This window comes from Pseudomonas sp. NPDC089752, from assembly GCF_044748725.1.
Lineage (GTDB): Bacteria > Pseudomonadota > Gammaproteobacteria > Pseudomonadales > Pseudomonadaceae > Aquipseudomonas.
Map to the genome: position 1 here is coordinate 1 of NZ_JBIVGP010000015.1, position 18707 is coordinate 18707.

General features: G+C 63.9%; 15 protein-coding genes and 1 pseudogene. 5 read left to right on the forward strand and 11 right to left on the reverse strand.

What is annotated here, in order from left to right; all coding sequences use genetic code 11:
* Positions 1-183: pseudogene (locus ACIPZF_RS21790) on the reverse strand (outer membrane assembly protein); the annotation flags it as partial.
* Between the two features lie 177 nt (positions 184-360).
* On the opposite strand from ACIPZF_RS21790, the gene ACIPZF_RS21795 reads away from it, so the two are divergent.
* A complete protein-coding gene (locus ACIPZF_RS21795; protein WP_400803303.1) occupies positions 361-1053 on the forward strand; it encodes a response regulator in 693 nt (230 codons plus the stop codon).
* On the forward strand, positions 1050-2309 hold the full coding sequence (locus ACIPZF_RS21800; RefSeq protein WP_400803080.1) for an ATP-binding protein: 1260 nt from the start codon (positions 1050-1052) through the stop codon (positions 2307-2309). Before ACIPZF_RS21795 ends, ACIPZF_RS21800 begins: the two co-directional genes overlap by 4 nt.
* 17 nt (positions 2310-2326) lie before the next feature.
* Here the strand turns inward: ACIPZF_RS21800 and ACIPZF_RS21805 are convergent, their stop codons facing one another.
* The 6 genes from ACIPZF_RS21805 to ACIPZF_RS21830 form a co-directional block, all read right to left on the reverse strand.
* The gene (locus ACIPZF_RS21805; protein ID WP_400803083.1) at positions 2327-4735 is read right to left on the reverse strand and encodes a TonB-dependent siderophore receptor; all 2409 of its coding nucleotides are present in this window, start codon (positions 4733-4735) and stop codon (positions 2327-2329) included.
* A 102-nt stretch (positions 4736-4837) separates the two neighbouring features.
* Positions 4838-5773, reverse strand: coding sequence for a FecR domain-containing protein (locus tag ACIPZF_RS21810; RefSeq protein ID WP_400803086.1), 936 nt, complete (start codon positions 5771-5773; stop codon positions 4838-4840).
* 4 nt (positions 5774-5777) lie between these two features.
* On the reverse strand, positions 5778-6278 hold the full coding sequence (locus ACIPZF_RS21815; RefSeq protein ID WP_400803089.1) for a sigma-70 family RNA polymerase sigma factor: 501 nt from the start codon (positions 6276-6278) through the stop codon (positions 5778-5780).
* Positions 6279-6397: 119 nt separating this feature from the next.
* A complete protein-coding gene (locus tag ACIPZF_RS21820; protein ID WP_400803091.1) occupies positions 6398-7099 on the reverse strand; it encodes a DUF3053 domain-containing protein in 702 nt (233 codons plus the stop codon).
* Positions 7100-7324: 225 nt separating this feature from the next.
* Positions 7325-8842 carry an MDR family MFS transporter gene (locus tag ACIPZF_RS21825; RefSeq protein WP_400803094.1) on the reverse strand — a complete coding sequence of 506 codons (1518 nt, stop codon included), beginning with the start codon at positions 8840-8842 and terminating at the stop codon, positions 7325-7327.
* Positions 8839-9501 (reverse strand): TetR/AcrR family transcriptional regulator, encoded by a 663-nt coding sequence (locus ACIPZF_RS21830; RefSeq protein WP_400803097.1) that lies wholly within the window; start codon positions 9499-9501, stop codon positions 8839-8841. Before ACIPZF_RS21830 ends, ACIPZF_RS21825 begins: the two co-directional genes overlap by 4 nt.
* Before the next feature lie 246 nt (positions 9502-9747).
* Between ACIPZF_RS21830 and ACIPZF_RS21835 the strand changes: the two genes are divergently transcribed.
* Positions 9748-10068 carry a hypothetical protein gene (locus ACIPZF_RS21835; RefSeq protein WP_400803100.1) on the forward strand — a complete coding sequence of 107 codons (321 nt, stop codon included), beginning with the start codon at positions 9748-9750 and terminating at the stop codon, positions 10066-10068.
* 141 nt (positions 10069-10209) lie between these two features.
* Positions 10210-11025: a substrate-binding periplasmic protein gene (locus ACIPZF_RS21840; protein ID WP_400803103.1), complete on the forward strand. Its 816-nt coding sequence runs from the start codon at positions 10210-10212 to the stop codon at positions 11023-11025.
* Between the two features lie 131 nt (positions 11026-11156).
* Here ACIPZF_RS21840 and ACIPZF_RS21845 read toward each other — a convergent pair whose 3' ends face one another.
* From ACIPZF_RS21845 to ACIPZF_RS21860, 4 genes are read right to left on the reverse strand one after another with little or no spacing between them, the layout of a single operon-like run.
* Positions 11157-12185 carry an XdhC family protein gene (locus ACIPZF_RS21845; protein WP_400803105.1) on the reverse strand — a complete coding sequence of 343 codons (1029 nt, stop codon included), beginning with the start codon at positions 12183-12185 and terminating at the stop codon, positions 11157-11159.
* A 12-nt stretch (positions 12186-12197) separates the two neighbouring features.
* Positions 12198-13544: a c-type cytochrome gene (locus ACIPZF_RS21850; RefSeq protein WP_400803108.1), complete on the reverse strand. Its 1347-nt coding sequence runs from the start codon at positions 13542-13544 to the stop codon at positions 12198-12200.
* Between the two features lie 18 nt (positions 13545-13562).
* Complete coding sequence (locus ACIPZF_RS21855; RefSeq protein WP_400803110.1) at positions 13563-15812, reverse strand: molybdopterin cofactor-binding domain-containing protein; 2250 nt, start codon at positions 15810-15812, stop codon at positions 13563-13565.
* On the reverse strand, positions 15812-16267 hold the full coding sequence (locus tag ACIPZF_RS21860) for a (2Fe-2S)-binding protein (RefSeq protein WP_400803113.1): 456 nt from the start codon (positions 16265-16267) through the stop codon (positions 15812-15814). The genes ACIPZF_RS21855 and ACIPZF_RS21860 overlap by 1 nt, the downstream gene beginning before the upstream one ends.
* A 246-nt stretch (positions 16268-16513) precedes the next feature.
* Between ACIPZF_RS21860 and ACIPZF_RS21865 the strand changes: the two genes are divergently transcribed.
* Complete coding sequence (locus tag ACIPZF_RS21865) at positions 16514-18700, forward strand: OsmC domain/YcaO domain-containing protein (RefSeq protein ID WP_400803115.1); 2187 nt, start codon at positions 16514-16516, stop codon at positions 18698-18700.
* Positions 18701-18707 lie beyond the last annotated feature (7 nt).

Here is an 18707-nt window from a genome sequence, read left to right on the forward strand (position 1 = left end):
CGAATCCACCAGGCGCCGGTCATCGGCCTGATCGCCCACGTTCAGGGGCAAGGCGCCGAACACGCTGCCGGCGGATACCCGCTGCAGGCCGTTGATGCGGATGTCGGCGATCCTGAACGGCGCCGCCTGGGCCAGGGAGGCTTGCAGCAGCAGAAGGGAGAGCAACAGTCGCGGGTAGTTCATCGGGGGTTCCAGACGGGCATTGAGGAGCAGCACGGCGGCTGCCAGGCAGCGGGCGATGAGGATAAGGGCGGGCCATGTTTGGCGCGGTTAACCCAGGGTAAAGATGTGTAAAGTTCGCCCACGACCCGGCGCGACGGGGGGATCATGGCGCCTTTGCAGAACCCGGTTACTGACACCATGATTCCCGTACTGCTGGTCGATGACGACCGCGAACTCACCGAAATGCTCGCCCTTTACCTGGCCCGCGAAGGCTTCCAGGCCACTGCAGTGGCCACCGGCGAAGAAGGTGAGACCCAGGCCTTGAGCGGCCTCTATCACATCGTCGTGCTCGATGTGATGTTGCCGGGCATCACCGGTATCGAAGTGCTGCGGCGCATCCGGGCACGCAGCCAGGTGCCGGTGCTGTTGCTCACCGCACGGGGTGACAACATCGACCGCATCGCCGGGCTTGAACTGGGGGCCGATGACTACGTGCCCAAGCCCAGTTCACCGGGTGAACTGGTAGCACGCCTGCGCGCGATCCTGCGCCGGGTCCAGCCGCAAGCGGTGGCCGAAAGCCTGACTGCCGAGTCCATCGGCAGAGGTGCGTTGACCCTCTGGCCGCAGCGCCGCAAGGCTCAGTGGGGCGCTGCGCCGCTGGAGCTGACCGGCACCGAGTTCAGCCTGCTCGAAGCGCTGGCACGCCAAGCCGGGCAGCTGGTCAGCAAGCAGGACCTGTCGCTCAACGCCCTGGGTCGCCCGCTGACTCGCTACGACCGGCGTATCGATGTACACGTCAGCAGCATTCGCCAGAAACTCGGCCCGCGCGCCGATGGCAGCAGCTGGATTCAGAGCGTGCGGGGCATGGGCTACATGCTGATCGTCGAATGATGCGCCGGCGTCTGTTCTGGAAGCTGTTCCTGGCGTTCTGGCTGGCCAACTGCCTGACCTTTCTGGTCGGTGCCGGGGCTTTCATGCTCGACGAACTGCGTGGCGATACCCCAGGCCTGCGCTCGCTGCTGACCACCGAGTTGAATCTGCTGCACCGCTACGGCGAACAGGCCGGCCGCCAGTTTTTGCAGGTATCGCCACAGCCCGCGGATGTGCAGGTCGGGCTCTATGACGGCACCGGCCACTTGCTGGCCGGCAGGGCCGTGCCAGCGCCGCGTTTCGAGCAGGCGCTGCTCGATCAGCGTGGCCAGGCCCTGGTGCTGCGGGCGTCGGTGGCCGCTGACCTGGGTGAGGCACCACGCCCGCGGGGCATGGGCCCGCTGGTCACCGGCACGCTGATGAGCGCACTGTTCGCCATGCTCTGCAGCCTGTACCTGACCCGGCCGTTGGCCTGGCTGCGCGCCGCCATGGGCCAGGTCGCCCAGGGCCGTTTCGACGTGCGGGTAAAACCGCGCCTGGGCAAGCGCCGCGACGAGATCGTCGACCTTGCCGAAGACTGCGACCGCATGGCCGGTCAGCTCAAGGCGCTGGTCGAGGCCCAGCAGCAGCTGCTGCATGATATTTCCCATGAGCTGCGTTCGCCGCTGACCCGGTTGCACGCCGCCATCGGCCTGCTGCGCCAGCAACCCGAACGCCAGGAAATGCTTGGGCGCATCGAGCGCGAATCGCGGCGCATGGATGATCTGATCGAGCAACTGTTGACCTTGGCCCGCGTGCAGTCGCAGCAGGGCGAGGGCGATTGCGCGCAGCTCGATGTGGTCGAACTGCTGGCGCATATCGTTGAGGACGCACGTTTCGAGGCAAGCATGAAGCGGTGCAAGGTTTCGCTGCAGGCGGCCGCCACATTCGTCACCAGAGGCCACGAAGAGTTGCTGTACCGCGCGTTCGAGAATGTGATCCGCAATGCGGTGCGCTACACCGCTGCCGGTACCGAGGTGCGCATCGAGGCCAGCTTGGTGGGCGCGGGAGATTGGCTGCAGGTAGGTATCGTTGACCAGGGGCCGGGCGTCGACCCGGCACGCCTGCAGAGCATCTTCGAGCCATTCGACCGCGGGGGCGACAGTGGTGGCGATGGTTTCGGCCTTGGCCTGGCCATCGCCCAGCGCGCCATTGGCTTGCACCAGGGGCGGATCACCGCGCAAACGGGCGAGGCGGGTGGATTGAGTATCACGATACTGTTGCCGCGCCTTGTTTGAACAAGGGCGGCCGGCCATCAGTAGGCGTAGCGCAAGGTCGTCATGAAGTTGCGTGGCGCGCCATAGAGCCCCGCAGCCGTGGTGGTGAAGTATTCCTTGTCGAACAGGTTGTTGAGGTTGACCGACGCCGACAGCGCCGGGGTGATCTGGTAGCGCGCCATCAGGTTGACCAGCGCATAGCTGCCTTGGGTAGTGGCATAACTGAGGTCATAGCCACTCGCGCTCTGCCAGTTCACCCCGCCGCCCACAGTCAGCTTGTCCAGCTCACCCGGCAGCCGGTAAGTGGTGAACAGCTTGACGCTGTTGCGCGGGATTTCGGTGACGATACGGCGGTCGTCGTCGTTGAAGCTGACGCTGTACGAGTAGCCGCCGGTGACCTGCCAGTCTTCGCTGAGTTGGCCATTGACCTCCAGCTCGACGCCCTCGCTGGTGGTGCCATTTTCTGCCTTGTAGGCCTGGAAGCCATTGGGCTGCAGCAGGTTACCATCGGCGACCGCCAAGTTGTCCTGCTCGACCCGGAACAACGCCAGGCTGGCGTTCAGGCGGCCCTCATCGAAGCCGGCCTTGAGCCCCACCTCGTAGCCGGTGCCTTCCTGCGGATCGAGCGGTGAGCCATTGACGTCGCGGATGTTGTTGTTCTGCGGGTTGAAGATTTGCGTGTAGCTGGCGTAGGCCGTCCAGGTGTCGTCCAGGTCGTAGACCAGGCCGGCGTAGGGGATGACGATGCCGGTCTCGGTGCGCTCTACCTTGGTGGTGGCGCCGCCATTGAGCCAACTCTTGTTCTCGCGGTGCCAGTCGACCACGCGGGCGCCGACGATCAGGCTGGCAGCGTCGGTGAGGTGCCAGCGCGACGTCAGGTAGGCGGCGTACTGGGTTTCGGTCAGGTCGCTGGCGCCGATTTCATTGAACACCGGTTTCGGCGTATGGCCATCCCAGTTGTAGACATCGGCGATGCTGCCTTGATAACCGGAGGAGGGGCGCTGCCAACCCCCGTAGTTAGGGGTGCCGCGCTCTTCGATGCGGGACAGGGTCACGCCACCGATCAGCTCGTGCTCACGGCCGAGAAAGGGAAACATGCCCGTCACGTAGGCATCGAGGTTGTCCTGCTCGGGTGTCGCCTGCCAGCGGGTAGGCATGATGAACGCGCCGGCGCCGGTGGCCGGGTCAATATCGCCGGACATGTAGGCGATCACCGAGTCATAGTCGTTGCGCGCATGGCTGTACTCCAGCTTGCCACTCCAGCCGTTGTCGAACTGTTGCTCCACAGAGGCAAACAGGGTGCTCTGTTTGCGGTCGTAGTAGCTCCAGTCAGGCGAAGGGTTGAACGAGCGCTTGAAGTCGGTTTTGCCGCCATCGGTGGTGAACAGCGGGAAGCCCGTACGCATCGGGGCGTTGGCGTGGGTCACCTGGTGGCTGAAGCCCACGGTCAGCAAGGTGGTGTCGCTCAGGTCCACTTCGGTGATGCCGTAGAGCGTCGACAGTTCCTGGCTGAAGCGGTCGATCCAGGCATGCTGATCTTTCTGCTCGGCGAGGAAACGCCCACGTACGTTGCCGCTGTCCGTCAGCGCCCCGGCAACATCCACCTGCAACCCGTAGCGGTCCCAGCTGCCTGCCTCGGCCGAGAGCAGTACCTGCGGGGTGCTGGTGGGGCGCTTGCGGATCAGGTTGATGGTCGCCGAGGGAGTGCCCAGGCCACTGATCAGGCCGGTGGCGCCGCGGACCACTTCGATGCGGTCGTACAGGGCGGTGTTCTGGGTGTAGTTGTCCATGCGCGACGAGGTCGGCACGCCGTCGATTTCGAAGTTGCTGATGGGAAAACCGCGCGACAGGTACGTGGTGCTGTCGGCGCCGACGCTTTCGCGCACGACGGTGATTCCGGTCGTGGCGTCCAGGGCATCGGTGAGGTTGTCCAGCTTCTGATCCTGCAGGCGCTGGCGCGTGAGCACGGTGACCGACTGCGGCGTCTCTTTGAGTGACAGGTTCAGGCGGGTCGAGCTGCTGGACGACTCGGTGGTGTAGGACCCGGAACCTTCAGTGGTGGCGCCGGGCGCCTTGCCGGAAATGCTCAAGGGGGTCAGTTCCAGCGCGCTGTCTCCCGACGCACTGGCGGGCATCAGCACATAACTGCCATTGCTCTCTCGGCGAGCCTGCAGGCCGCTGCCTGCCAGCAATCGGGAAAGGCTTTCGTCGATGCTGTACTCGCCTTGAAGGCCTTGGCTGGTCAACCCGGTGGTCTGGGCGCTGGCGAACGACAAGGTGACACCCGCTTGCGTCGCAAACTGGCTCAACACAGTGCCCAGCGGGCCGGGTGCTATCTGGTAGCGGCCAAGCTGCTGCTCGGCGGCAAAAGCGGGTGCGCAGCAGGGCAGGGCGATCAGGCCGGCAACAGCCAGTTGGGTGGCCAGGGCCAGGGGAAGACGGGGCATCGAGGGTTTCCTGATTAGCGTGGCAAACATGCGGCAGTTATCGCCGCTTCATGGTTTGGCCGAATGAGAATGCAAATCAGCAACCCCTGATCATGTTTTTTTTCATGCTGCTTCGATGCGCACCCAATAACGCGTCAGGTAGCGCACGCGAATGGGCAGCGAACTCGCCAGGTTCTGCAGGATGATGTCGGTATCGTCCAGCCGAAAGCCGCCGGTCACGCGCAAGTTGGCCACCGCCTCACTGCAACTCAGAATGCCAGGGCGATAACGTTGCAGTTCGCTGACCAGTGCATGCAGCGGCCAGTCCAGCACGCTCAGCATGCCGTGAACCCAGGCGTCGCTGCCTGGAGCCAGCGCCCGTGGTTGGCCAAGCCGCTGGCGATCGAAATCTGCCTGTTGGTCGGCTTCGAGTCGAAGCACCTGCTGGGGGGTCAGCGCTGGGCGCAACTCGACCGCATGCTCCAGCACCCGCACCTGGCAATGCTCGGCGCCGCTACGCACGACGAAGCGGGTGCCCAACGCACGAATGCTGCCTTGGGCGGTATGCACGATGAAGGCGCGATCGCCGGGATCGTGGGCGGTTTCGATGAGGATCTCGCCATGGTACAGGTGCACCTCGCGTAGCTGATCGGTGTAACTGACATCCACTGCGCTATTGGTGTTGAGGGTCATTCGCCCGCCATCGGCCAGTTGCACCACGCGCCGCTCGCCCTTGCCCGTGCGCACCTGCGCCAGGCGCGCCGGCCAGGGTTCGCTGGCATGCAAGCCCAAACCCGTAGCGCTCGTCACCAGTAGCAGGCCCAGCACCTTGACCACCGCCCGCCGACGTGCGCGGGCACCGGCCAGCGTCGGCAATGCAACGTCACAGGGCAGCACGCCCAGTTGCTGCTGAAGCTTCTGCACCCGCGCCCAGGCCTGGGCATGCCGTGCATCCTGGGCCATCCAGCGCTCCCAGCGCAACTGGTTGGCCTGGCTGGGCGCAGCATTGAGGTGCACGTACCAGGTCGCGGCAGCCTCCAGCACCTTGCGATCGAGCACGTCTTCAGTCCTCCATCAACAGCAGGCACTGGGTCATGGCGCGAACCATGTGTTTTTTCACGGTGGTCACCGACACGTTCAAGCGCTCGGCGGTGGCCACGTAGCTCAGGCCTTCCAGTTGCACGGCGAGGAACACGCTGCGGGTACGCTCGCCCAGGCCGTCGAGCATGGCGTCCACGGCAGTCAGCGTTTCGATGATCAACAGGCGGGTTTCCGGGGAGATATCCAGTGCTTCCGGGCGCAGCGCCAATGCATCGAGGTAAGCCTGCTCGAGTGCGCGGCGGCGAAAGCGGTCGATCATCAAGGCCCGGGCGATGGCGGTGAGATAGCTGCGTGGTTCGCGGATGGTGTCCACATTGCGCGCGCTCAGCACTCGCAGGAAGGTGTCCTGGGCCAGATCGGCCGCATCGCTGGAGTTGCCCAGGCGGGCGCGTAGCCAATTGTTCAGCCAGCCATTGTGCGCTTGGAAGAGCTGATGCAGGGAGGCGGATTGGGAAGAAGGCATGGCAATCTTTTTATGCGAATGATTCTCTATATTGTTGGCTTGAATGGCGCTCGAGGACAAGCCCCGAGTTGGCCGCTGCGGCCTTGCAGAGTGTCAAGGCCGCAGCGGGTGCATGGCGTCTAGCGGCCAAGCATCACGGTTTTCAGCTGGGTCTGGGCCTGTTGCAAGGTCTTGCCTTGGGTGTTCAGGTCGGCCAGCAAGGCATTGAGCTCAGCTTGAACCTTGGGGTCCGACACTTTCACGATCGCGCCATTGACCTCGATCTGCGCCTTGTGCGCGTCAACGTAATCGGCCACCTTCAGGCTGCTGTCGAAGGTGCTGTTGATCTGCGGCAACACCTGCAGGAAGGTATCGGCCGGCACGCTTACGGTGCGGTCGTAGGCTTTGTCGTAGACCACCTTGAGGTCTTCCGGCTGTTTGAGCTGGGCGTGTGCGGTGTCCGCTTTGGCCTTCTGCTCCTGCAGCTGACTGCCCATGTCGTTCAGGCCGGTCTGGACTGCCTTGATGTCATCGCGGCGTGAGGTAATGTCGCTCAGCGAGCGCACCGCGCCTTTTTGCAGCAGTGTGCCCAGCGGTTTCACGGCGTCATCCATGGCGCCGTTGAAGTTGCTGATCACTGCGTAATGGTCGCTGTAAGGGCCGAAGGCCTGCGATTCATCGGGTGTCAGCTTGGGTACGTGCACACCCGGCTTGTCGACGATCCGGGTTTGCAGGAACTCGCTGAAGGCAGCGCGCTGCTTGGGTTCGTTGTCACCGCAGGCGGCGAGTGCCAGGGGCAGGGCGAGGGCAAGCAGCCAGCGGGGGCGCAAAGAGACGTTCATGTCGTTGAAACTCCTGAAATAAGGATACGCCGGGGCGGCGTGGGGGTGCTGCGCGGCGAAACAAGGATAGTGCTTCGCGGGAAGGGATCCAACTTTCTTTCGCTACGCTTGCTGGGCGGGCCGCTGTAGAAGCGGCTTCAGCCGCGAACACCGCTGAAACCGGTGCCATCCACCAGCGTCGCTGGCATCGCGGCTAAAGCTGGGCAAGCCGATTCGCGCAGATTATCAGCTCTGCGCCGTACGCAACGGCACCTCCCGCAACAACCACGACAACCCGAATGCCACCCCGCTTACTACCGCAGCCACCAGAAACACCCCATGCATGGCCCCGGAAAACGCCGCGAGATAAGCCTGCTGCAGCGGCGCCGACAAGGCATGCACTGCCGCTGGGGACAGGCTTGCAGCCCCTCCTGCACCCGCGGCGAAATCGCCAGGCAGCCCATCCAGCAAGGCGCGGGAGAACAACGCGCCAAATACCGACACGCCCACCGAGCCGCCGATAGAGCGGAACAGTGTGGCCCCTGAAGTCGCCACGCCCATATGGCGCCGTTCGACGCTGTTCTGCACGGCCAGGATCAACACCTGCATCACCATCCCCAATCCTGCGCCGAGCAAGCCCATGTACAGGTTCATCTGCCACATCGGCGTATCAAGTTCCAGCCGGCTCAGCAGGCCGAGGGCGATCACCTGCAGCAGCGTGCCGATGATCGGAAAGATCCGGTAGCGGCCCCAATGGCTGATCAGCCGCCCGGTAATGGCCGACACCACCAGCAAGCCGCCCATCAATGGCAGCATCTGCAAGCCGGCACTGGTGGGCGAGGCATCCTTGACCACTTGCATGTACAGCGGCAGGAAGGTCACGGAGCCGAACAGCGATACGCCGACGATAAGGCCAATCAGGCCGGCCAGCACGAAGGTGCGGTGACGGAACAGGTGCAGGGGCATGATCGGTTCGGCGGCGCGGCGTTGCTCGAAAACGAAACCGACCAGGCCGATCACGGTAAACAGCGCCAGGCACAGCACATCCAGCGAGGCCCAGGGCAGCAGGCCGCCGCCCAGGCTGGTGATCAGCACCAGCGAGCCGAGCATCACGGTGAGGAAGAACGCGCCGATGTAGTCGACCACATGTTTGACCGGCGCAACATGCGGGCGGAACACGCTGCCGATCACCACCACCGCCAGCAGGCCCAACGGCAGGTTGATGAAGAAGATCCAGTGCCAGGACAGATGCTCGACCAAAAAGCCGCCGATCAGCGGCCCAACGACGGTAGCCAGGCCGAACACCCCGCCGAACAGCCCTTGATAACGCCCACGCTCGGCAGGTGGGATGACGTCGCCGATGGCCGCCATGGCCACGACCATCAGGCCGCCACCGCCCAGGCCTTGCAGGGTGCGGAACAGAATCAGCTGGGTCATGTCCTGGGCCAGGCCGCACAGCGCCGAGCCCAGCAGGAACAAGGCGATGGCGATCTGCAGAACCCGTTTGCGGCCGAACAGATCACCGAACTTGCCATACAGCGGCACCACCACGGTCGATGCCAGCAGGTAGGCGGTGACCACCCACGACAGCCAGCGCAGCCCGCCGAGGTCGCTGACGATGGTCGGCAATGCCGTGGAGACAATGGTCTGGTCCAGCGCGGCAAGGAACATCACCAGCATCAAGGCGCCCAGCAGCAAGGGAATGGAGGCTTGCGTCTGCGGTTCGGCCGGTGAGGTTCGGGGATTGCGTTCGACCAGGCTCACGGCTGCATACCCTGGCTATACAAGCGGCTGCTTTCCCTCAGCCCTGCCAGCGCGAAGCTGTACAGATGAGCTGCGACATCGTCGGCAGGCATGCCAAGAATTTCATGCAGCGCACCGGAGGCGCCACGCGGGCCAATCAACATCATGGCCCAGGGGGCGGTGACGCACAGGATGCAGCGGATGAGGGCGGGGTGCTCGGGGGCAATCGAGGTGATCTCGCTGAACAGGCCTTTCAGCAGCGCCAGCCGTAATGGCGCCACCGCTTGCAGATGTGCCTGCCCGTGCGGACTGGGGGCGAGGATTTCGGCTGCCAGGACGCGCAGGTGCCAGTTATTGCGCCGTTGCGAAGCCTTGTGCACCACCAGCTCGATCAGGGCACGCAACTTTTCTGTTGCTGGCTGCTCGCCGAGGATGATCCGCTGCAGGTCGGAGATGTCCAGAAATCGGCGCCGCGCCTCGTCGAGCACCGCCAGGTACAGGCCGTTACGGCTACCGAAGTGATAGTTGATCGAGGCCAGGTCGACTTCGGCCTTTGCGGCCACCGCCTTGTTGCTGGTTTCGGCATATCCTGAGGCGGCGAACAGCTCGCCGGCGGCCTCGAGAATACGCATGCGGGTGGCTTCGCCATCCTTGCGTGGTTCGCGTGGGGTACTGGCCATGCTGGAACTCCTGGAAACGTGAGCACAGGCTGATTCATTTTTAAATTAAATTCAATTTAAATTTAGGTTTCGCGATGATCGAAATGGGCTGACCGGACAGCGCACACCGCTAGGGCGAGAGGCCCTACCTATGGTATACAAGCCCCTTAACACCACCACCGGCATCGCCTGGCACCCGGATGCGTCCAAGCATGGCTGGTGATTTTCATGCAACTGCTCCTTTTATTGAGAAACGGAGATTCGAAGATGACCGCCACCGACCGTCTGAGCCTGCTGCAGTATGAGCACCTGGGCCTGGACGATGTTGCCGCCGCTGAATTCAAGGTCGCTCTGGGTGAATTGCGCAAGCTGGCGCTGGGTGACCGCTACGAGCACCATGCTGCCCTTTACCTGGGCGATATCGCCGATGCCGATAACCGCCAGCAACTGGATCAGACCAGGAACTGGGGGATTGGCTTCCTGCAGGGGCTGACCTGCGCCCAGGCGCTTTCCGAAGAGCAGATCAAAGCGCTGCGCGGCGTGTTCCAGGCGGCCGCCAAGCGCTCCTTGGAGCGTTTGCCAAGATGATCCCGGAAGGACTGGCGGCCGGCTGATTCTGGTCCAGACTGTGTAGGACATGCGCACAGCATTACAGCAGTCGTCCACTGGATGTGGCAGCCTTTCGCGACCACGCCTGGTCGCTGAAGGGCGCATGCATCGAGGGTTGAGATGGTTGCGCGCGGCTCTGGCCGGTCCTTGCTGCTTTTACTTGGTCTGTTTCTGCTGCCGCAACTCTCGGCAGCAGACGAAGGCTGTCGGCAACTGACAGCTACCGGCAATCCGGAGTATCCCCCCTACCTGTGGCGCGACCCGCGCAATCCCCAGCAATTGGTTGGCGCCAATGCCGATTTGCTCAAGCACCTGGGCGAGGCGCTTGGGCTACAGATTCAGATAATTTACGGCGGCCCATGGTCGCGGGCCCAGGAGGAGGTGCGCAATGGGCGTATCGACCTGCTGGCTGGCTATTTTCTGACCCAGGCACGTCAGCAGGAAGTGGACTTCGTCAAACCGCCATTCCTGCGGACGCCCAGCGTTGTCTGGGTGCGCCAGGACGCAGCCTTTGCCTATCGCAGTTGGGCAGATCTGCAGGGGCACATCGGCGGGACGCTGGTCAGCAATAGCCATGGCCAGCAGTTCGACGACTATGCCGCGGCCAACCTCAAGCTCGAAGCGGTGCCTAGCGCCAGGCAGGCTTTCGAGAAGCTGCTGCACAAGCGTAATGACTACGTGATCTTCGAGCATTACCCCGGTCTGGCGCTGACGCGCACGCTGGGGATGGACAAGCAGCTGAAAGTCCTTGAACCGCCGGTTTCCAGCGAGGGGTTGTACCTGGCGCTGTCCCAGGAGTCGCCGTGCAACCAGCCGGCGCTGCGCGAACAGCTGGCGCAGAAGATGAAGGAAATCGTTTCTGGCCCGTTGCCGGGGCAGCTGCTGGAAAAAAACCTCGAGCGCTGGAAGCAGGAGCAAGTGCGCCTGCAGCATTGAACTGGCACACCCTGTGGGAGCGGCTTTAGCCGCGAAGCAGACGACGCGGTGGATGGCACCGGCTTCGCCGGTGTTCGCGGCTGAAGCCGCTCCCACAGGACCCTGCGCTGTTAATGATGCTGATGCTTAGATCAGGCAACCGGCAATTTAGCGCGGGTTTCTCCGGTGCGCTTGGCCTGGGTCACATTGACCTCGCCGGGTAGCACCACACCATTCTTGATGGCGAGAATCTCGGCCATCACACTCACCGCAATCTCCGCCGGGGTCTTGCTGCCGATATAAATGCCGATCGGGCCATGCAGGCGCTTGAGGGTGGCTTCGCTTTCACCGAAATGCTCGATCAGGCGCGCACGGCGCAGTTCGTTGTTACGCCTCGAACCTATCACGCCGATATAGAACGCCGGGCTGCGCAAGGCTTCGAGCAGGGCCAGGTCGTCCAGCTTGGGGTCGTGGCTGAGGCCGACGATGCAACTGCGAAGGTCAGGGGTGAACGCTCTGACCACGTCGTCCGGCATGCCAACGATCTTCTCTACCCCTGGGACATTCCAGCCGTCCATGTATTCGGGGCGCGGGTCGCACACTGCCACCTTGAAGCCGTTGAACAGCGCCATGGTCGCCAGGTATTCGGCCAGCACCCCGGCACCGATCAGCAGCATGCGGTAACCAGGGCCCAGGGTATTGATCATGCGCTGGCCGTCGAAGCTGAATTGCTCGGGCGTGTGGGTGGTGGTCAATTGAACGTCACCGCTGCCAAGATTCAGCTCGCGACGTACCAGATTGCCGGCGTCCAGGCGTGGCAGCAGCTGCTCAAGGCTCGGCAATGAAGGGCTGAACTCCAGGATCAACTCCAGGGTACCGCCGCAGGGCAGGCCGAAGCGGTGCGCTTCGTCGGCGCTGACGCCATAGCGGACCACTCGCGGTAGGCCCTCTGGCATGCCGTCGCCCTGGTAGGCGGTGGTGTAACGGTGGACCAGATCATCCTCGATGCAGCCCCCGGACACGCAGCCAATCACTCGGCCGTCGCCACGCAGCGCCATCATCGAACCCACCGGCCTGGGCGACGATCCCCAGGTGCGGGCCACGGTGGCCAGCAGCACACGCTGACCTGCCTGAAGCCAGTCGCGGGCGGTGCGCAGGACCAACAGGTCGATGCTTTCCATGGGCAGGGCTCCTTAACGCATATGCAAAATGATCGGGCTGCTGCTGGCCGGGTCGGTATGCTCGCGCAGCTTGCCGACGGCCTGCGCATCCACCGCACCGCCGTGATTGCCCCAGGTGCTGCGGACGAAACTCAGCACCTCGGCAATCTCCTGGTCCGACAACTGCTCACGGAAGGCCGGCATGCGGTAGGCATCCGGCACGCCAGCGGCGACGATCCGTTGCGAGCCATTGAGGGTGATGTTGATCGCCGAGGCATTCTCCTTGGCCAGCGACGAAGTCGCCCCCGCCAGTGGCGGCATCCACTCGGCCTGGCCTTTGCCGTCCAGGCCATGGCAGGTGGCGCAGCGCGTTACGTAGGTGTGGGCACCGGGGGTGTTCAGGCGTTCGCCGGCCGATACGGCTTGATACTGCCAGGGTGCGCCGTCGCGCTGCGGGTCGCCCGGCAATGTTTTCAGGTAGCGGGCAATCGCCACCAAGTCGTCATCGCCCATGAACTGCGTGGAGTTGTTGAACGCCTCGGTCATCGAGCCGTAAACCACCGCATGCTGGTTGCGCCCGGTCTTGAGGAACTGGACGATTTCGGCCTCGCTCCAGCGGCCCAGGCCGGTGTTGTGGTCGTTGCGCAGGCTGGGTGCGTACCAGCCATCGAGCAGCGCACCGGCCAGGAACGGTTTACCCGCTTCATCCAGGGCTTTTTCATTGAACGCCAGCCCGCGCGGGGTATGGCAGCTGCCGCAGTGGCCAGGGCCCTGGACGATGTAGGCGCCGCGGTTCCACAACGCGTCCTGCTCGGGCTTGGCCGCATAAGGTGTGTCAGCCGAGAACAGGCCGTTCCACAGGGCAATCGGCCAGCGCATGTTCAACGGCCAGGGAATGTCGCTGGGGATGTTCGCCTGTTGCGCAGGCTGCACACCCTTCATGAAGAAGGCATACAGCGCCCGCACATCGTCATCGCTGAGCTTGGCGTACGAAGGGTAGGGCATGGCCGGGTACAGGCGCCGGCCACCCGGCGCGACGCCATGGCGCACCGCGCGGTCGAAGTCGGCGAGGCTGTATGTGCCGATGCCGGTCGCAGGGTCCGGGGTCACGTTGGTGGCGTGGATCGCGCCCAGTGGCGTGGCCATTTCCAGCCCGCCGGCAAACGGCTTGCCGTCGGGCAGGCTGTGACAGGCCACGCAATCGCTGAGCCTGGCCACATATTCGCCACGGCTGACCAGCGCCGGGTCGAAATTGCTGTTTTGGTCAGTGACGAATGGCGAGGCAGGCTCGCGGGTGACATACCAGGCCAACAGGCCTGCCGCGACCAGGCACGGCAGCGCCAGCCAGGTTGCGGTTCTTGCGAAGCGACTCTGGGTCATGGGGCAGTCCTTGTCCGGTCAGCTGAAGGTATGGCGGCTCAATGGCAGGCTGCGCACGCGCTGGCCCGTGAGCTGCGCCACCGCGTTGGCAACCGCCGGGGCCACGGCCGGCAGCGGTGGCTCGCCGATGCCGCCCATCTTCGCGCCGCTTTCGACGATGCGCACATGCACCCGGGCCATGCGCGAGGCCGGCAGGATCGGGTACAGGTCGTAGTTGCGCGCGCGCGGTTTGCCATCGATGAACACCGCTTCCTCGATCAGTGTCTGCGACAGGCCCAAGGCCACGGCGCCATTGACCTGCGCTTCGATGATCGCCGGGTTGACGATGCTGCCTGGATCGATCGCCTGCCAGATGTCGTGCACCTTGACTTGGCCACCCTCAAGCGACACCTCGGCGATTACCGCCGCTTCAGAACCAAACGGCGAAGCCATCGCCACGCCGCGCGCCCGCTTGCTGCCGTCTTCGGCAGTGAACGGCCCGCGCTTCCAACCGCCGGACAGTTCGCCGACCGCCTGCAGCAGGGTGGTCAGGCGTGGGTTGTCGCGCAGCAGGTGCAGGCGCAGCTCGAAGGGGTCCTTGCCGCCTTTGTCGGCCAGTTCGTCGAGGAACGATTCATAGAAGAAGTCGTTCAGCGAGTTGCCTACTGACCGCCAGTAACCGAGCATCGCAGGGCCTTTGACGTAGATCTGCGCGATACGCTTGTTGGCGATGGCGTATGACTTGCCCGACAGCCCCTCAAGCGCGGTCGGGTCGATTTTCTCGCCTTGCTTGCCAGCCAGGGCTTCGGTCGGGCCTTCGGTGGCGCTGACCGCTTCGATGGCCACGGGCAGGCCATCGGCATCGAGCCCGGCGCGGAACTTGACGACGGCCACGGGCCGCAGCACATCGCGCAGAAATTCTTCCTCGCGGCTCCAGATCAGCTTGACCGGGCGGCCCACCGCTTTGGCCAGCAAGATCGCCTGCGGGTAAGGGTTGGCCGAGTCATACAGGAAGTGACGACCAAAGAAGCCGCCCAGCAATGGCGAATGCAGGGTGATCCGCGCAGGGTCCAGGCCGGTACGCTTGGCGATGTCGTCGCGGAACATGTCGGGCGCCTGGTTGGGCAGCCACACCTCCAGCGAGCCGTCCGGGTTGAACCGCGCGATGGCCGACGGCGGCTCCAGTTGCGCGTGGTTGAGGTATTGGTTGTGATAGGTGGCCTCGACCTTGGTCTTGGCGTTGGCCAGTGCGCCAGCGATGTCGCCTTCGTTCTCGTCGTCGCGCGCCGGACCCTGCTGGGCGGCCAGGTGGTCGCGCCAGGCATCACTGGAGAAGTCGGCCGGCATCGGCCGCACCTTGCTGTCGGCACCCGGTTCTTGCCAGTCCACCTGGATGGCTTCGACCGCGCGCTTGGCGTGCCACCAGCGTTCGGCCACCACCGCGACGGCGCCCGGCAACTGATGCACCGAGTGCACCCCCTTCATTGCCTTGACCTGGGCTTCGTTGCGCAGGCCGCCGACGGTCATGCCCAGGCGTGGCGCGTGCTGCACCGCGGCATGGAGCATGTCGTCGACCTTGATGTCGATGGTGTACAACGCCTTGCCGGTGGATTTGTCGTAAGCATCGACACGCCGTACCGGCTTGCCGATCCAGCGGAACTGGCTGGGGTCGCGCAGCTTGATGCTGGCCGGGTCCGGCACCGGCAGGTCCATGGCCCGTTCGGCCAGCTCGCCATAGGCCAGCGATCGGCCGGAGGCGGCATGCAGCACCTTGCCAGGCTCGGTGGACAGCTCGCCCACCGGTACACCCCATTGCTCGGCGGCCGCCTGTAGCAGCATGGCCCGGGCCAGGGCGCCGAGGCGGCGCATGGTCGGGTAGCTGGTGCGCACCGACATGCTGCCGCCGGTGATGCGCATGCCATTGTCCATCACCACATAGGCTTCGCCAGGCGGGGCGCTGTCGACCACGAAGATGGCCGGATCGACGTCCAGTTCTTCCCCGACGATCTGCGCCATGGCGGTGTAAGTGCCTTGGCCGCCTTCCATGAATGGGCAAAGAAGACGAACCGTGCCATCAGGGCGGATTTCCAGGAAAGCAGGAACCTGTGTGCCGCGTTCCGCAGTGGCCGCCGCAGCGGCCTGCACCCGACCGGCGCCCAGCGGCAGGCCGAAACCGAGTACCAGGGCGCCCACGGCGGTACCCGCCAAAAAGCGCCGACGCGACAGGTTGACCGTTTCGCCCGCTGGCAGGTCGAGCAGTGCTGCAGCGATTTCGACAGGCGTGTTCATCAGGCCTTCTCCCCTTGGGCAAGCTCGTGCACGGCGGCGTGGATGGCGTTGTAGGTGCCGCAGCGGCACAGGTTGACCATTGCCGCGTCGATCTGCGCATCGCTGGGTTGCGGGGTGTGCTTGAGCAGCGCGGTGGCGGCCATCACCTGGCCGGACTGGCAATAGCCGCACTGGGGGACCTGGTGTTCGACCCACGCCGCCACCACGCGCTTGCCCACGTCATCCGCCTCGATGGCTTCGATGGTGGTGATTTCACGCCCGACCACCCCCGCCACAGGTGTCACGCAGGCGCGCACCACATTGCCATCCACCAGCACCGAGCAGGCGCCGCACTGGGCCAGGCCGCAGCCATACTTGGTGCCGGTCAGGCCCAGGTCGTCGCGGATCACCCACAGCAGCGGGGTGTCGGCGTCGGCCTCGACCTGATAGGTCTTCTGGTTGATTCGAAGTTCCATGGCTCACCTGCTGATCATCGGTTGTCATCATTTGCGGTCAGGTGGGGAATACGTTGTTCCCCAATCCAGAAACGCTAGCACAGCGCTGTGACCGCCGGTCTGGCAGGGGCTGCAAGTTCAGAGGATCAGGCAAGCAATCCGGTGGAATGCGCAATTGTGCGGGGCAGGCTGCTGCCCCCAAGACTTCCCGGCAAAAAAGCCGGATAATGCCCGCCATTCGTTCCGCACGCTTTCTGGTACCCCCGCATGGAAATCAAGGTCAACTTTCTCGACAACCTCCGTCTTGAAGCCAAATTCGACGACTTCACGGTGATCGCCGACCAGCCGATCCGCTACAAAGGCGATGGCTCGGCGCCGGGCCCGTTCGACTATTTCCTTGCCTCGTCGGCCCTGTGCGCCGCCTATTTCGTCAAGCTGTACTGCCAGACCCGCGATATCCCCACCGAGAACATTCGCCTGTCGCAGAACAACATCGTCGACCCGGAAAACCGCTACAACCAGATCTTCAAGATCCAGGTCGAGCTGCCGGAAGACATCTCCGAGAAGGACCGCCAGGGCATCCTGCGTTCCATCGACCGTTGCACGGTCAAGAAAGTCGTGCAGACCGGCCCCGAGTTCATCATCGAAGAGGTGGAAAACCTCGATGCCGATGCCCAGGGCCTGCTCATGCCGGTGGCCGACACCACCACCTACATCGCTGGGAAGGACCTGCCGCTGGAGCAGACCATCGCCAACATGTCCGGCCTGCTCGCCGGGCTGGGCATGAAGATCGAGATCGCCTCGTGGCGCAATATCGTGCCGAACGTGTGGTCGCTGCACGTGCGCGATGCGCAGTCGCCGATGTGCTTCACCAACGGCAAGGGTTCGACCAAGGAGGCCGCGCTGGCCTCGGCGCTGGGTGAATTCATCGAGCGGCTGAACTGCAACTTCTTCTACAACGACCAGTTCTGGGGCGAGGACATCGCCAACGCGGCGTTCGTGCATTACCCCAACGAGCAGTGGTTCAAGCCAGGGCCGAAGGATGAACTGCCGGCCGAAATCCTCGACCAACACTGCCTGGAAATCTACAACCCGGACGGCGAGCTGCGTGGCTCGCACCTGTACGACACCAACTCCGGCAACACCGAGCGCGGCATCTGCTCGCTGCCGTTCGTGCGCCAGTCGGACGAGCAGGTGGTGTACTTCCCGTCCAACCTGATCGAAAACCTCTTCCTCAGCAACGGCATGAGCGCTGGCAACACCCTGGCCGAAGCGCAAGTGCAGTGCCTTTCGGAAATCTTCGAGCGTGCCGTCAAGCGCGAAATCCTCGAAGGTGAGCTGTGCTTGCCGGACGTGCCGCAGGCAGTGCTGGCCAAGTACCCGGGTATCGTCGCCGGTATCCAGGGGCTGGAAGAGCAGGGCTTCCCCGTGCTGGTCAAGGACGCATCGCTGGGCGGCGAATTCCCGGTGATGTGCGTGACCTTGATGAACCCGCGCACGGGCGGGGTGTTCGCTTCGTTCGGCGCCCACCCAAGCTTCGAAGTGGCGCTGGAGCGCAGCCTCACCGAGCTGCTGCAGGGCCGTAGCTTCGAGGGCCTCAACGACTTGCCACAGCCTACCTTCGAAAGTCATGCGCTGACCGAGCCGAACAACTTCGTCGAGCACTTCATCGATTCCAGCGGCGTGGTGTCGTGGCGCTTTTTCGGTGCCAAGGCCGACTTCGAGTTCGTCGAGTGGGACTTCTCTGGTCACGGCGAAGATTCCAACGTCCAGGAAGCCGCCACCTTGTTCGGTATCCTCGAAGACCTGGGCAAAGAGGTGTACATGGCCGTGTACGATAACCTCGGCGCCAACGCCTGCCGCATCCTGGTGCCGGGTTACTCGGAGATCTACCCGGTCGAGGACCTGATCTGGGACAACACCAACCGCGCCCTGGGCTTCCGTGCCGACATCCTCAACCTGCACAGCCTCGACGACCGCGCGCTGCGCGCGCTGCGCCGGCGCCTGGAAAAATGCGAGGTGGATGACTACACCACCATCACCACGCTGATCGGTGTCGAGTTCGACGACAACACGGTGTGGGGCCAGCTGACCATCCTTGAACTGAAGCTGCTGATCTGCCTGGCGCTGAAGAAGTTCGAAGATGCCAAGGAGCTGGTCGAAGCATTCCTGCAGTTCAACGACAACACCGTCGACCGGGGCTTGTTCTACCAGGCGCTGAACGTGGTGCTGGAAGTACTGCTGGACGATGACCTGGAGATGGAAGACTACGAAGCCAACTTCCGTCGCATGTTCGGCAACCCGCGCATGGATGCGGTGTTGGGCTCGGTGGACGGGAGTGTGCGCTTCCACGGGCTGACCCCGACCAGCATGAAGCTCGAAGGGCTGGACCGTCATCTGCGCCTGATCGAGAGCTACAAGAAGTTGCATGCCGCGCGGGCCAAGGCGGTCTGACAGGTTT